The sequence below is a fragment of the Enterobacter genomosp. S genome (genome assembly GCF_001631805.1).
In the GTDB taxonomy this organism is placed as follows: domain Bacteria; phylum Pseudomonadota; class Gammaproteobacteria; order Enterobacterales; family Enterobacteriaceae; genus Enterobacter; species Enterobacter quasihormaechei.
Genome location: NZ_LVVA01000018.1, coordinates 184,806 through 199,585 on the forward strand (window position 1 = coordinate 184,806; position 14,780 = coordinate 199,585).

12 protein-coding genes and 1 pseudogene are annotated in these 14,780 nt (G+C 55.1%); 1 reads left to right on the top strand and 12 read right to left on the bottom strand.

All coding sequences use genetic code 11. From position 1 onward, the window contains the following. The 8 genes and pseudogenes from carA to A3466_RS23815 form a co-directional block, all read right to left on the bottom strand. Positions 1–1,149, bottom strand: a complete 1,149-nt coding sequence (gene carA / locus A3466_RS11770; protein ID WP_063450692.1) for a glutamine-hydrolyzing carbamoyl-phosphate synthase small subunit — start codon at positions 1,147–1,149, stop codon at positions 1–3. 454 nt (positions 1,150–1,603) lie between these two features. Next, positions 1,604–2,425 (bottom strand): 4-hydroxy-tetrahydrodipicolinate reductase, encoded by an 822-nt coding sequence (gene dapB / locus A3466_RS11775; RefSeq protein ID WP_063438148.1) that lies wholly within the window; start codon positions 2,423–2,425, stop codon positions 1,604–1,606. 205 nt (positions 2,426–2,630) lie between these two features. Further along, a complete protein-coding gene (gene ispH, locus A3466_RS11780) occupies positions 2,631–3,581 on the bottom strand; it encodes a 4-hydroxy-3-methylbut-2-enyl diphosphate reductase (RefSeq protein ID WP_028015471.1) in 951 nt (316 codons plus the stop codon). A gap of 1 nt (position 3,582) precedes the next feature. Continuing rightward, on the bottom strand, positions 3,583–4,032 hold the full coding sequence (fkpB, locus tag A3466_RS11785) for an FKBP-type peptidyl-prolyl cis-trans isomerase (protein WP_003856450.1): 450 nt from the start codon (positions 4,030–4,032) through the stop codon (positions 3,583–3,585). Between the two features lie 95 nt (positions 4,033–4,127). Continuing rightward, positions 4,128–4,628: a signal peptidase II gene (gene lspA / locus A3466_RS11790; protein ID WP_063450693.1), complete on the bottom strand. Its 501-nt coding sequence runs from the start codon at positions 4,626–4,628 to the stop codon at positions 4,128–4,130. Further along, positions 4,628–7,444, bottom strand: coding sequence for an isoleucine--tRNA ligase (ileS, locus tag A3466_RS11795; protein WP_063450694.1), 2,817 nt, complete (start codon positions 7,442–7,444; stop codon positions 4,628–4,630). Before ileS ends, lspA begins: the two co-directional genes overlap by 1 nt. A gap of 45 nt (positions 7,445–7,489) precedes the next feature. Next, positions 7,490–8,416: a bifunctional riboflavin kinase/FAD synthetase gene (ribF, locus tag A3466_RS11800; protein WP_063450695.1), complete on the bottom strand. Its 927-nt coding sequence runs from the start codon at positions 8,414–8,416 to the stop codon at positions 7,490–7,492. A 7-nt stretch (positions 8,417–8,423) separates the two neighbouring features. Next, positions 8,424–8,629, bottom strand: a pseudogene (locus tag A3466_RS23815) (DUF2575 domain-containing protein); the annotation flags it as partial. Positions 8,630–8,744: 115 nt separating this feature from the next. Here A3466_RS23815 and rpsT point away from each other — a divergent pair. After that, a complete protein-coding gene (gene rpsT, locus A3466_RS11805; RefSeq protein ID WP_003856458.1) occupies positions 8,745–9,008 on the top strand; it encodes a 30S ribosomal protein S20 in 264 nt (87 codons plus the stop codon). A gap of 58 nt (positions 9,009–9,066) precedes the next feature. On the opposite strand, the gene nhaR is transcribed toward rpsT, so the two are convergent. The 4 genes from nhaR to dnaK all read right to left on the bottom strand — a co-directional run bounded on the left by nhaR (position 9,067) and on the right by dnaK (position 14,519). Beyond that, entirely contained in the window at positions 9,067–9,966 is a 900-nt protein-coding gene (gene nhaR / locus A3466_RS11810) for a transcriptional activator NhaR (protein ID WP_063450696.1), read from the bottom strand. 58 nt (positions 9,967–10,024) lie between these two features. Further along, complete coding sequence (gene nhaA / locus A3466_RS11815; protein WP_063450697.1) at positions 10,025–11,200, bottom strand: Na+/H+ antiporter NhaA; 1,176 nt, start codon at positions 11,198–11,200, stop codon at positions 10,025–10,027. Positions 11,201–11,372: 172 nt separating this feature from the next. After that, a complete protein-coding gene (gene dnaJ / locus A3466_RS11820; protein WP_063450698.1) occupies positions 11,373–12,518 on the bottom strand; it encodes a molecular chaperone DnaJ in 1,146 nt (381 codons plus the stop codon). Between the two features lie 87 nt (positions 12,519–12,605). Then, positions 12,606–14,519, bottom strand: coding sequence for a molecular chaperone DnaK (gene dnaK, locus A3466_RS11825; RefSeq protein ID WP_063450699.1), 1,914 nt, complete (start codon positions 14,517–14,519; stop codon positions 12,606–12,608). Positions 14,520–14,780 lie beyond the last annotated feature (261 nt).

The window sequence follows — 14,780 nt, forward strand, 5'->3', positions numbered from 1 at the left end:
TTATTTAGCAGTCTTACGGTATTGCTCGATAAGTTCGATGAAGTGATCGAACAGCGGCGCGGCATCGTGCGGGCCCGGGCTGGCTTCAGGGTGGCCCTGGAAGCTGAACGCAGGCTTATCGGTGCGATGGATACCCTGCAAGGTGCCATCGAACAGGGATTTGTGCGTCACGCGCAGGTTAGCGGGCATCGAGGCTTCATCGACGGCAAAGCCGTGGTTCTGCGCGGTAATCATCACCGTGTTGTTGTCGATGTCTTTCACCGGGTGGTTCCCACCGTGGTGGCCAAACTTCATCTTCACGGTGTTCGCTCCGCTCGCCAGCGCCAGCAGCTGATGGCCGAGGCAGATGCCAAATACCGGGATATCGGTTTCGAGGAAGGACTTGATGGCGTCGATAGCGTAATCGCACGGCGCCGGGTCGCCTGGGCCGTTAGAAAGGAAGATGCCGTCCGGGTTCATCTTCAGCACGTCTTCAGCGGACGTTTGTGCCGGAACCACCGTCAGTCGGCAGCCGCGGTCAACCAGCATGCGCAGGATGTTGCGTTTGGCGCCAAAATCATAGGCCACCACGTGGAACGGCAGTTCGTTCTCTTTTTTCGCTTCCGGCAGGTCACCTTCCAGCGTCCAGCTCCCCTGCGTCCAGCTGTAGGCTTCCGCCGTGGTCACTTCTTTCGCCAGGTCCATACCGTTCAGGCCCGGGAAGGCTTTCGCTTTTTCCAGCGCCAGCGTCGCGTCGAGGTTATCCCCTGCGATGATGCAGCCGTTCTGTGCACCCTTCTCACGCAGCAGACGCGTCAGCTTGCGGGTATCGATATCGGCAATCGCCACAATATTATGGCGCTTCAGGTAAGAAGAAAGATCTTCGGTGTTGCGGAAGTTGCTGGCAATCAGCGGCAGGTCACGAATGACCAGGCCTTGCGCATGTACCTGAGAGGATTCTTCGTCAGCCGCGTTGGTGCCGACATTGCCGATATGAGGATAAGTAAGAGTAACGATTTGGCGAGAATAGGAAGGATCAGTGAGGATTTCTTGATAACCGGTCATTGAAGTATTGAAAACGACTTCCCCAACCGCCGAACCCGTTGCCCCTATGGCCCGACCGATAAACTGGGTTCCGTCTTCCAGAACCAATAGCGCTGACTTAATCAAAACACCCTCCAGAGAATATTCACTCACTTTATTTGCATATTAATTCATAACCACGTCATGAATCAATGCAAATGTGTTGCCAGCGGATTTTTGGCAAACGGCGGCATTCTGGGGATTTGGCATGTAAAAGTCAACTTAAAACGGGTATTTTGTTTATTCTTTTGCAGGACTGGCGCCTTGAATGGGATTTAAAGGGCAAAAAGATCAGGTAAATCATCCTGGAAAACGCTTGCGCGGTAGGTTTTTTGGAATTTGAGAGGCGGGAGCGATAAAAAGTGGACCAAATGGTCAAAATTTACATTCAGTTCACAGAACAATGGTATAAAACCCAGGTTTATGACCATTAAAAACAAAATTTCATACAAAACAGATAAAATAAGAGGGCAATAAATTATTGCCCTATGCAATCAATACATTACGACTGCAATAACCACATCACGATGGGTAATAACTCTTACAAGTTAGTGAGATCAAGCACATCTCGCATATCAAAAAGACCATTTTCTTTCGATTTCAACCACAATGCGGAGCGTACTGCGCCATTGGCGAACGTCATGCGGCTTGACGCTTTATGCGTAATCTCAACACGTTCGCCAATATCGGCGAACATCGCCGTGTGTTCGCCGACGATATCGCCCGCCCGTACGGTTGCGAAACCAATGGTGCCCGGCACGCGTTCTCCGGTATGCCCTTCACGGGAATAGACTGCGATGTCTTTTAAATCTTTATCCATTGCATAAGCAATCGCTTCGCCCATCGCCAGCGCCGTGCCTGATGGAGCATCAACTTTATGACGGTGGTGCGCTTCAATAATTTCAATGTCGGTGTAGTCGCCCATCACCTTCGCCGCCTTTTCCAGCAGCTTCAGCATGACGTTAACGCCTACGCTGAAGTTCGCGGCAAAGACAATCGCAATGTCGGTGGCTGCATCCTGAATGGCCTGTTTACCCGCATCATCGAAGCCGGTGGTACCAATCACCATCCCTTTACCGTGCTGGCGGCAAAACGCCAGGTGAGTCAAAGTACCTTCCGGACGGGTAAAGTCGATGAACACGTCAAAGTCATCTTTCACCGCATCAAGGCTGCTCTGAACGGTAACACCTGTCTTGCCCGCGCCGGCCAGTTCACCCGCATCGGATCCCAGCAGGGATGAACCTTCACGCTCCAGCGCCGCGCCGAGGGCCACGCCATCCATTTGTATTGCCGCCTGAATCAGCTGGCGACCCATACGTCCACCCGCGCCCGCAATGGCGACACGGATCTGTGCATCATGCATAGTTATTCTCTTACGTTAAAATGATGTAAACCGTTTTCAGATTAACCAGCCTTCGTAAAGGCTGCCAACTGAAAACACCAATAATTAGAATTTAACGTGAAACCGATTCAGATATCAGTAAAAGACATGATTTTGTCGTCACGATAAAGTCCGGAGCAAAAAAAAGGCCAGCACAGGAGGTGCTGGCCTTTCATCAGAAAAGAAATTATTCCACTTCGCGGGCGTCGATACGCAGCTCTTTCGGCACTTCGAAGACGATATTCTCTTCGCGGCCTTCGAGCGGAACGGCTTCACCACCGCCCAGCTCTTGCAGGCGGGCAATGACGTTTTGCACGAGGATATCCGGCGCAGAAGCCCCTGCGGTGACGCCGACGCAGGCCGCGTTTTTAACCCACGCTTCCTGTATGTCCGTTGCGTCGTCTATTAAAAACGCCGCCTTGCCCATTCGCTGTGCCAGTTCGGCCAGACGGTTAGAGTTAGAGGAGTTTTTTGAACCGACCACCAGCACCACGTCCGCCTGTTCCGCCAGCGCGCGCACCGCTTCCTGACGGTTAGTGGTGGCGTAGCAGATATCATCCTTACGCGGCCCGACGATTTTCGGAAAGCGCTGGCGCAGGGCGTCAATCACGTCTGAAGTGTCGTCTACGGAGAGCGTAGTCTGGGTCATAAACGACAGACGCGCTTCGTTTTTCACGTTCAGCGTCAGGACATCTTCCGGTGACTCAACAAGGTACATCCCCCCTTCCGGGTTGCTGTACTGGCCCATGGTGCCTTCGACTTCCGGGTGACCGGCGTGACCAATCAGGATCGACTCTTCACCGCGACGGCTGGCGCGCGCCACTTCCATATGGACCTTAGTGACCAGTGGACAGGTGGCGTCGAAGACGGTCAGATCGCGGCTTTTGGCTTCGTTACGCACGGCCTGCGATACGCCGTGCGCGGAGAAGATCAGGATCGCGCCGTCCGGCACTTCGCTGATTTGCTCGATGAAAATCGCCCCGCGCTCGCGCAGGCTGTCGACCACGTAGCGGTTGTGTACCACTTCATGACGCACGTAAATCGGCGCGCCGTAAATTTCCAGCGCGTTTTCAACAATGCTGATAGCGCGGTCTACACCGGCGCAAAAACCGCGCGGGTTAGCCAACAGGATCTGCATTTCAGGCCTCCAGTGCCGGATCGATCTCCAGCACTTCAACATCAAAATGAACGGTACGCCCGGCAAGCGGATGGTTGAAGTCAACGGTGATGGAGTCCCCGTTGATTTCGCGGATCACGCCAGGCATTTCGCTGCCGTCCATAGCGGTAAAGAGCATAATCGCTCCGATTTCCGGCTCGCCCGCATCCATAAACTCACGGCGCGAGAAGTACTGGATAAGATCCGGGCTTGGCACGCCAAATGCCGCATCCGGCTCCAGCGAAAACGCCTTTTTCTCGCCCTCTTTCAGACCCAGAAGCTGCTGCTCAAGGCCTTCAGACAGGGAGGTATCGCCCAGACGAAACAGCGCCGGTTTGCCGTTATTGCGGGTGGATTCAGCCGTGGAACCGTCATCCAGCTTCAGCGTGAAGTGAACGAGTACCGCGCTGTTGCTCTGTACGGATTTAGACATGCAAATTGCTCGCTTGTTTTGCCCGGTGGCGCTGCGCTTACCGGGCCTACATTAACCGTAGACCGGGATCGCTACGCGTCACCCGGCTGGTTTGGTTACGCCTGCTCTTTCGCCGCCGGTTTAGGCAAGAAGCCTTCCAGCACAATTAACGCCGCACCGATGCAAATTGCGCTATCGGCGAGGTTAAAGGTCGCGAAGTGCCAGTTGCCGACGTAGAAGTCGATCATATCGACCACAAAGCCGTGCCACAGGCGGTCAAACAGGTTGCCCAGCGCGCCGCCAATGATCAGCGCGTAGGCGATGTTATTCAGCTTTTGCGTTGCTTTCGAGCGGTACATCAGCACCGCCAGCACAACGCAGATACCCATTGCGATACCTGCGAAGAACCAGCGCTGCCAGCCACCGCTGTCGGCCAGGAAACTAAACGCCGCGCCGTAGTTGCGGGCGTAGTGCAGGTTAAGCGACGGGAACAGCGGGACCGTATCCCCCAGAGAAAAATTCTGGAGGATCAGGAACTTGCTGCCCAGATCGATAATCAGCACCAGCACCACCAGCCACAGCCAGCGCAGTCCTGTTGAACAGAGAGTTTTACTCATCAGGCAAACTTACGTTTTTCGCCGTCACCGGCGACGTTGCTTACACAGCGTCCGCAGATGTCTGCGTGTTCCGCCACCTGGCCGATATCGGTAGTGTAATGCCAGCAGCGCGGGCACTTCTCACCTTCGGCTTTGCTCAGTGCGACCTTCAGTCCTTTGAGCAGTTCGCTCTGCTGAGCATCAGCAGACACGTCAGCATAATCCGCAACTTTCGCACCGGAGGTCAACAGGACAAATCGTAATTCATCGCCCAGCGCCGTCAGCTTCGCCGCCAGTTCCGGTTCGGCGTACAGGGTTACTGCCGCTTCCAGAGAGCCGCCGACTTTCTTGTCAGCACGCGCCTGCTCGATAACCTTGTTCACTTCGCCACGCACTTTCAGCAGCTCGTCCCAGAAGGCATCGTTCATCGCTTCGGTGCTGGAGAGATCGAACAGACCGTCGTACCACTCGCCAGTGAAGACATACTTCTCACGCTCGCCCGGCAGGTAACCCCAGATTTCATCCGCGGTGAAGGACATGATCGGCGCCATCCAGCGCACCAGCGCTTCTGCGATGTGGTACAGCGCAGACTGACAGCTGCGGCGCGCCACGCTGTCCGCTTTCGCGGTGTACTGACGGTCTTTAATGATGTCGAGGTAGAACGAGCCCATCTCGATGGAGCAGAAGCGCATCAGGCGCTGCACCACTTCGTGGAAATCGTAAGACTCATACGCTTTCAGGATATCTTCCTGCGCCGCTTTCGCGCAGCCTACCGCCCAGCGATCGAGCACGACCATCTCTTCGGGCTTAACCATATCTTTTACCGGATCGAACCCGTTGAGGTTCGCCAGCAGGAAGCGCGCGGTGTTACGGATACGACGATAGCTGTCGGCAGCACGTTTCAGGATCTCGTCAGACACCGCCATTTCGCCGGTGTAGTCGGTAGAGGCTACCCACAGACGCAGGATGTCCGCGCCCAGCTTGTTCATGACGTCCTGCGGCGAAACGGTGTTACCGATGGACTTGGACATCTTACGGCCCTGACCATCCACGGTGAAGCCGTGGGTCAGTACCTGACGGTAAGGTGCTTTGCCCTTCATGGCGGTGGAGATCATCAGCGATGACATGAACCAGCCGCGGTGTTGGTCGGAGCCTTCGAGATACATGTCGGCAGCGTGACCGGCGAACTCAGGGCGCACGTCAACCACAGAGGCATGGGTTGAACCGGAGTCGAACCACACGTCCAGGGTATCCGGCACTTTCTCGTAGTTATCCGCGTCCGCGCCCAGGATGTCGCGGGCGTCGAGATCCCACCACGCCTGAATGCCGTCAACTTCAACGCGCTTCGCCACTTCTTCCATCAGTTCCAGGGTGTTCGGATGCAGTTCCTGCGTCTCTTTGTGCACGAACAGCGACATCGGCACGCCCCAGGTACGCTGACGGGAGATACACCAGTCAGGACGGTTAGCCACCATGGATTCGATACGCGCCTGGCCCCAGTCAGGGATCCACTGCACGCCCTTGATCTCTTTCAGGGACTGCTCGCGCAGGCCTTTCTGATCCATGCTGACGAACCACTGCGGGGTCGCACGGAAGATGATCGGCGTCTTGTGACGCCAGCAGCACGGATAGCTGTGCTGCATTTTCTCAACGTGCAGCAGCGCACCGCGCTCACGCAGCATCTCAACGATGATGTCGTTGGCTTTAAAGACGTTGATACCGTCCAGCGCCGGGTAGGTGCCAGGCAGGTAAGACCCGTCCGGGCCAACCGGGTTGGCGATTTCCAGACCGTATTTCAGGCTGATGTTGTAATCGTCAGGACCGTGACCGCCAGCGGTATGCACCGCACCGGTACCCGCGTCCAGCGTGACGTGGTCGCCCAGGATCGCCGGAACGTCGAAGTCCAGGAACGGGTGTTTGAAGCGCATCAGCTCCAGCGCGTCGCCTTTCACGGTGCCCAGCACGGTGTAGTTGGTGATGTTCGCGCGCTTCAGCACGCTTTCAACCAAATCTTTCGCCAGGATAACCGCGCGGCCGTCAACCTGCACCAGCGCGTACTCAAACTCGCCAGAGAGAGAGATTGCGCGGTTGGCTGGCAGCGTCCACGGGGTAGTGGTCCAGATAACCAGCGAGATCGGGCCGCTTACGCCAGGCAGACCGAATTTAGCTTTGATCGCGTCCTGATCGACCGCTTCGAAAGCCACGTCGATAGAAGGAGACGTTTTGTCGTAATACTCCACTTCGGCTTCAGCCAGCGCAGAGCGGCAGTCCACGCACCAGTGCACCGGCTTAGCGCCTTTGTGCAGGTGACCGTTACCGATGATTTTGCCCAGCGCCCGGATGATGTTGGCTTCGGTTTTGAAGTCCATGGTCAGGTACGGGTGCGACCAGTCGCCCAGCACGCCCAGACGGATAAAGTCTGCGCGCTGGCCGTCAACCTGGGTGGCAGCATATTCGCGGCATTTCGCGCGGAACTCAGCGGCGGTGAACTTCTCGCCTGGCTTGCCATACTCTTGCTCAACTTTCAGCTCGATTGGCAGGCCGTGGCAGTCCCAGCCCGGAACGTAAGGCGAGTCATATCCCGCGAGTCCTTTGGACTTCACGATAATGTCTTTCAGAATCTTGTTTACAGAGTGACCAATATGAATGCTGCCATTCGCATATGGAGGGCCATCGTGCAGAATGAAGGTTTTTTTGCCTTTTTTGGCTGCACGAATGATGCCGTACAGGTCATCATCGGTCCAACGCGCCAGCATTCCCGGTTCGCGCTTGGCGAGATCGCCGCGCATCGGGAACCCTGTTTCCGGCAAATTCAGGGTTGATTTATAGTCACTCATCAGATTCTCGGTTCCGTATTTATCACGTAGGCAGTTAAGCCGGTTCTAAAGCCCAAAAAACTCGCGGGCCGTCAATTCATCTCGCGCGATTTGCGCCTTAAGCTCGTCCAGCGAAGCGAATCGCTGTTCATTGCGTATTTTTTTACGCAGTATCACATCTATATGGCGACCGTAGAGGTCCATTACAACGTCCAGCAGGTGTACTTCTAACTGTTGACGCACACCGGCAACCGTTGGACGCGTGCCAATGTTGGCGACGCCGTAGAAAGGCTTCTCGCCCAGTCCTGCCACTTCCACCGCATATACCCCTTTAACCGGGGAGACCTGACGACGCAGCGGTATGTTCGCCGTCGGGAAACCTATCGTGCGGCCCAGCGCATCGCCATGGACCACGCGACCTGAAATCGTGAACGGGTGGCCCAGCAGCGTTTCTGCCGTGTCCAGATCATCGTTCGCCAGCGCCTGGCGTACCGCCGTGCTGCTGACGCGTACGCCGCCCTCGCAGAAGGTCATGGTACTGGTGACGTCAAACCCGTACTCCAGACCAGCCTTCTGTAATAACAAGAAATCGCCCTGACGACCAGCGCCAAAGCGGAAATCATCCCCTACCGCGAGGAACTGCACGCCAAGCTGCCTGACCAGCAGATCGCTGACAAAGTTTTGTGCGGTCAGCGCGGCAAATCGACGGTCGAAACGTACGCACAGGACGTAGTCCACGCCGGACTCCGCCAGATAGCGTAACTTCTCGCGCAGGCGGGTCAGCCGTGCGGGGGATTTCTCGCCCGCAAACAGCTCCAGCGGCTGAGGCTCGAAAATCATCACCACGACGGGCAGGCCTCGCGCCTCGCCTTCTTTACGCAATCCCTGCAACAGCGCCTGATGCCCACGATGCACGCCGTCGAAATTACCAATGGTCAGCACGCACCCGCGCGGGGCTTGACTGAGATTATGTATGCCGCGTATCAGCTTCATGACTGGCTCAAAACAGTGAAAATCGCCAAAGTATACCTTGTACAGCGGTTAAGGTTAACCGGCGATTGTTCACGCGAAACAGAAAGCCGTATGATTTCATCACGCTGACCTTTCACAGCAAAAAAATCTGCCCGCGAACAGCGTTTTTTACGCCGAAAAGCTGTATTCACGAACGACAAGCTGGTAGAATCCTGCGCCATCACTACGTAACGTAGCGTCGCCACATTAACGGCGCTTATTTGCACAAATCCATTGACAAAAGAAGGTATAGAGGGCATATTCCTCGGCCTTTGAATTGTCCACATAGATCATATTTGGGAGTTGGACCTTGGCTAATATCAAATCAGCTAAGAAACGTGCCGTTCAGTCTGAAAAGGCTCGTAAGCACAATGCAAGCCGTCGCTCTATGATGCGTACTTTCATCAAGAAAGTATACGCAGCAATCGAAGCTGGCGACAAAGCTGCAGCGCAGAACGCATTTAACGAAATGCAACCAATCGTGGATCGTCAGGCTGCTAAAGGTCTGATCCACAAAAACAAAGCAGCGCGTCATAAAGCAAACCTGACCGCGCAGATCAACAAACTGGCTTAATCGCCACTTGTTGTTGCTTGTTTGAAAGAACCCGCTTAACGCGGGTTTTTTTATGTCTTCAGATTGCCGGTGGCGTAAACAGCGCCGAGTAGTCCCGGTTGCAGATACGCTGCACCGCGGGGTGCTGAATCATCCTTTCGGCGAATATGGCGTGATACTCTTCCATCACGTTTTCCACCCTGCCAATCTCCGTAATCTTGTCGTCTGAATAGAGATCGTGCGCGTACAGCGTCGGGGCAACGAAGATCGCGTTGTGCGCCTCGCCAAAGGCCTTCATCAGCGCGGCATCGTCAAACTCGCCGAGGATTTCCACGTTCAACCCCTGGGAATTAAACCAGTTCAGCAGCTTACGTCCGAGCATTGACCGTCTTCCCGGCACCAGCAGGCGACGCTCTTCCAGGCAGGCCGGAAACGGTTTTTCCGGTGGCGGATTGATGCACCAGAAGCTGACGCCGCACTCGCCAATTTTCACCGAGAACAAGCCTTCCTGCTGGGTGGAGTCGATGGGGCAATCCGAAATAATCATATCCAGCTTATGCTGGCTCAGCTGTTCCAGCAGCATCTCGTGGGTGGACTCAAAGCAGCGTAAATGAATCTGTTCATCTTCCACCACCGCCGCATCCAGCACGCCGCTTACCAGCCGTTTGGATAGCGCATCCGCCACGCCCACGTCAAAGAGCAGGTTAGACTCTTTGCGATAGTTAACGATATCCAGCATCTCCTGGCTCAGGGTGAACATCTTGTCCGCGTAACGGAACACCAGCTCACCCAGTTCGCTCGGCTCAATGCCACGCCCTTTCCGCTTAAAAAGCTTGCCCTGCAAGCGCTCTTCCAGGGCTTTGATTTGCCCGGTAATGGTCTGTGGCGTCAGGTAGAGCGCCTCTGCGGCTCCCACGACCGAGCCCTGCTTGTAGACATGCCAGAAGTAATAGAGATGGTTGTAGTTCAAATGAGACATCACGTTTTCACTCCCTGATAGTTTATCGGGAGAAGGCTTCCCTCCTCCCGGTTTCCCGTTATGCCCGGGCAGCCTGTCCGGACAACTTCACCTTCAACAAGGTATAGCCGATAATCGCGGCCAGCAGCGACCCGATAAGAATGCCGAGTTTCGCCCAGACGATAAGCTCAGGCGCGCTTGCGCCAAACGCCAGCGTCGAGATAAAGATCGACATGGTGAATCCAATACCGCACAGCACCCCGACGGCCATAATCTGACTAAAGGTGGTCCCGTTTGGCAATGACGCCAGCTTAAGCTTCAGCGCCAGCCAGCAGAACAGGCTGATGCCCAGCGGCTTACCGATAAACAGACCGGCGATAATACCCAGCGGCAGCACGGAGGTGAGGCCGTCCAAAGTCACCCCTGCCAGGGAAACGCCCGCGTTGGCAAACGCAAACAGCGGCAGGATCATAAAGCCTACCCACGGGTGAAGCACGTGCTCTAACTGTCTGGCAGGCGATTTGCCGTCATGCTCCTTCAGTGGGATGAAGAAACCAACGATGACGCCCGCCAGCGTAGCGTGCACGCCGGATTTCAGCACTGCCGTCCACAGCACCATTCCCACCAGAATATAGATGCCCGTGCGTCGGACGTTGAAGACGTTCAGCAACGCCAGCACCGCGATAGCCACGGCCGCCACGCTCAGCGAAAGAACGGACAGATCGCTGGTGTAGAACAGCGCGATAATCACGATAGCGCCCAGGTCATCGATAATCGCCAGCGCCATCAGGAAAATTTTCAGTGCTACCGGGACGCGGCTACCGAGCAAGGCTAATACCCCGAGCGCAAACGCGATATCCGTTGCGGCTGGGATCGCCCAGCCGTCGCGCGCAACCGGATCCTGCCACGTGAACGCGAGGAAGAGCAGCGCCGGAACGATCATCCCGCCAATCGCCGCGATCGCAGGGAACGCCGCGCGCTGACGGCTGGCAAGCGAGCCGCTCACCAGCTCACGTTTGACCTCCAGGCCCACCAGCAGGAAAAATACCGCCATCAGCGCATCGTTGATCCAAAGCAGCATGTTTTTGTTGATTTCCAGCGCCCCGACCTTCAGCTCGACGGGCGTTTCCAGAAATGCGTGATAGAGATCGCGCGTCATACCCATATTGGCGAGCAGCATGGCGGCCGCAGCAGCAATAATCAGGATGACGCCGCCGGATGCCTCACTGCTAAAGAAACGGTGTAGTAATTTCACGTTAATTCTCTCTTTTACAACAATACCTCGGTAAAACCATAATATCAGCGCAAACAGATCGGTAAAAACAGATTAATATTGGGTATGGATTCAGTTTAACCGAGCAATAACGCTGTAAAGAAAAAGCCCGGAATCGCTTCCGGGCTTTAAAGGATAGTAACCAGCTGACGGGTTAGCGGGTTAAATCATCGAAGAATTTTTTGACGCCATCGAAGAAGCTTTTGGAGCGCGGGCTGTTTTTCTCACCCGTCGGGCCGCCAAAACTTTCCTGAAGCTCTTTCAGCAGCTGTTTCTGCTTGTCGTTCAGGCCAACTGGCGTTTCGACTACCACGCGGCAAAGCAGGTCGCCCTGCGCGCCACCGCGAACGGATTTAACGCCTTTGCCGCGCATGCGGAACAGCTTGCCGGTCTGCGTTTCGCCCGGCACCTTCAGGTTCACACGACCGTCCAGCGTCGGCACTTCGATTTCGCCGCCCAGCGCTGCCATCGCGAAGTTGATCGGCACTTCGCAGTACAGGTTGTTGCCTTCACGCTCGAAAATGGCGTGCTGCTTCACCTGAACCTGAACGTACAGATCGCCTGCCGGTGCGCCGTGCTCGCCCGCTTCGCCTTCGCCTGCCAGACGGATGCGGTCGCCCGTATCGACGCCTGCCGGGATCTTAACGGACAGGGTTTTGGTTTTCTCAACGCGACCGTGGCCGTGACACTTGTTGCACGGATCTTTAATCAGCGTACCGCGACCGTGACAGTGCGGACACGCCTGCTGCACCGCGAAGAAGCCCTGGCGCATCTGCACCTGTCCGGAACCGTGACAGGTTGGACAGGTTTGTGGCTGAGTCCCCGCTTTCGCGCCGCTGCCGTGGCAAACGTCACACTCTTCCAGCGTCGGAATACGGATCTCTTTGGTAACGCCGCGAACCGCTTCCTCCAGCGTCAGCTCCATGTTGTAGCGCAGGTCTGCGCCGCGCGCCGCGCGCTGACGACCACGACCGCCGCCGAAGATATCACCGAATACATCACCAAAGATATCGCTGAAATCAGCGCCGCCGCCGAAGCCGCCGCCACCAAATCCACCGCCGCCCATGCCGCCCTGTTCAAAGGCCGCGTGACCATACTGGTCATAAGCCGCGCGTTTTTGCGCGTCGGTCAGGACTTCGTAGGCTTCTTTAATCTCTTTAAATTTGGCTTCAGCCTCTTTGTCACCCTGATTGCGGTCCGGATGATATTTCATGGCCAGGCGCTTATACGCCTTTTTGATTTCACGCTCTTCCGCAGTTTTCGGAACGCCTAAAATCTCGTAATAGTCTTGCTTTGCCATTGGTTTTTTTAAGCCCCTTAACATGCGAGCACGGGCGTGGAGAATTCTCCTACGCCCGTGCCGATTAATTACCCTGCATCAGGGCGATTATTTTTTATCTTTCACTTCTTCGAACTCAGCGTCGACAACGTCGTCGTCTTTCGCGTTGTTCGCCGAAGCATCAGCGCCCGCTTGCTGCTGTGCGTGCTGCTGCTGAGCGATTTCCATCAGTTTCTGAGAAACCTGTGCCAGCTCCTGCATCTTCGCTTCGATGTCCGCTTTGTCTTCGCCTTTCAGAGACGTTTCCAGCGCGCTCAGTGCAGTTTCGATCGCAGTTTTGTCTTCCGCTGGCAGTTTATCGCCCGCTTCTTCAACCTGCTTACGGGTGCTGTGCAGCAGATGGTCACCCTGGTTACGGGTCTGAACCAGCTCTTCGAACTTACGGTCGGATTCCGCGTTAGCTTCGGCATCACGAACCATTTTTTCGATTTCCGCTTCGTTCAGGCCAGAAGATGCCTTGATGGTGATCTTCTGCTCTTTACCGCTGTTTTTGTCTTTCGCAGACACGTGCAGGATACCGTCAGCATCGATGTCGAAGGTGACTTCGATCTGTGGCATACCGCGTGGTGCCGGGCTGATACCGTCCAGGTTGAACTGACCCAGAGATTTGTTATCCGCCGCACGCTTACGCTCACCCTGAATCACATGGATGGTTACCGCAGACTGGTTGTCTTCAGCGGTAGAGAACACCTGGCTGTGTTTCGTCGGGATAGTGGTGTTTTTGTTGATGAGCGGAGTCATCACGCCACCCATGGTTTCGATACCCAGAGACAGCGGGGTAACGTCCAGCAGCAGTACGTCTTTCACTTCACCGGTCAATACACCACCCTGAACCGCAGCACCAATAGCTACCGCTTCGTCCGGGTTCACATCTTTACGTGGCTCTTTACCAAAGAATTCAGCCACTTTCTTCTGAACCATTGGCATACGGGTCTGACCACCTACCAGGATAACGTCCTGAATGTCAGACACGGACAGGCCAGCGTCCTGCAATGCAACTTTCAGTGGCTCGATAGAACGGTTCACCAGGTCTTCTACCAGGCTTTCCAGTTTCGCACGAGTCACTTTGATGTTCATGTGTTTAGGACCGGTCGCGTCTGCGGTGATGTACGGCAGGTTCACGTCGGTCTGCTGAGCGGAAGACAGTTCGATCTTCGCTTTCTCAGCGGCTTCTTTCAGGCGCTGCATCGCCAGCGGGTCGTTACGCAGGTCAATGCCCTGATCTTTCTTGAACTCGTCAACGAGGTAGTTGATCAGACGGGTATCGAAGTCTTCACCACCCAGGTGGGTATCACCGTTGGTTGCCAGAACTTCGAAGGTTTTTTCGCCGTCAACGTCGTCGATTTCGATAATAGAGATATCGAAAGTACCACCACCCAGGTCGTACACCGCGATAGTACGGTTGCCGACTTCTTTATCCAGACCGTAAGCCAGCGCCGCTGCGGTTGGTTCGTTGATGATACGTTTTACTTCCAGACCTGCGATACGGCCAGCATCTTTGGTTGCCTGACGCTGAGCATCGTTGAAGTAAGCAGGTACGGTGATAACAGCTTCAGTTACCGGTTCGCCCAGGTAATCTTCTGCGGTTTTCTTCATTTTCTTCAGCACTTCAGCAGAGATCTGCGGAGGTGCCGTTTTGGTGCCTTTCACATCAAGCCATGCATCGCCGTTATCGGCTGCGATGATTTTGTAAGGCATGATGGAAACGTCACGCTGAACTTCTTCGTCCTGGAAGCGGCGGCCAATCAGGCGTTTGATCGCAAACAGGGTGTTTTGCGGGTTTGTCACTGCCTGACGTTTAGCCGGCTGACCAACCAGAGTTTCACCATCCTGGGTATAAGCAATGATAGAAGGCGTGGTGCGATCGCCCTCGGCGTTCTCCAGCACGCGTGCAGTAGTGCCATCCATAATCGCTACACAAGAGTTGGTAGTACCCAGGTCGATACCAATAATTTTACCCATCTAAACGTCTCCACTAAAAATTCAGTCAACATGTGGTTGTGTACCTGTAATAAGGGCAGAACGTGCTTTTTCAACTGCCCAGATTTGATTTTTTTCAGGTCCACACACTGCGGTTGCTTACAAGATGGGGTCGCAACGTCATCCATCAAGGGGGAGACATAAAAAAATTTTTAATTTCACCCTGATGAGATCATAGACGGCGCCGATGCCGCCCATTATGATGCCGCGCCCTGTCAGGTAGAACTGACGCGGGTTTAACCA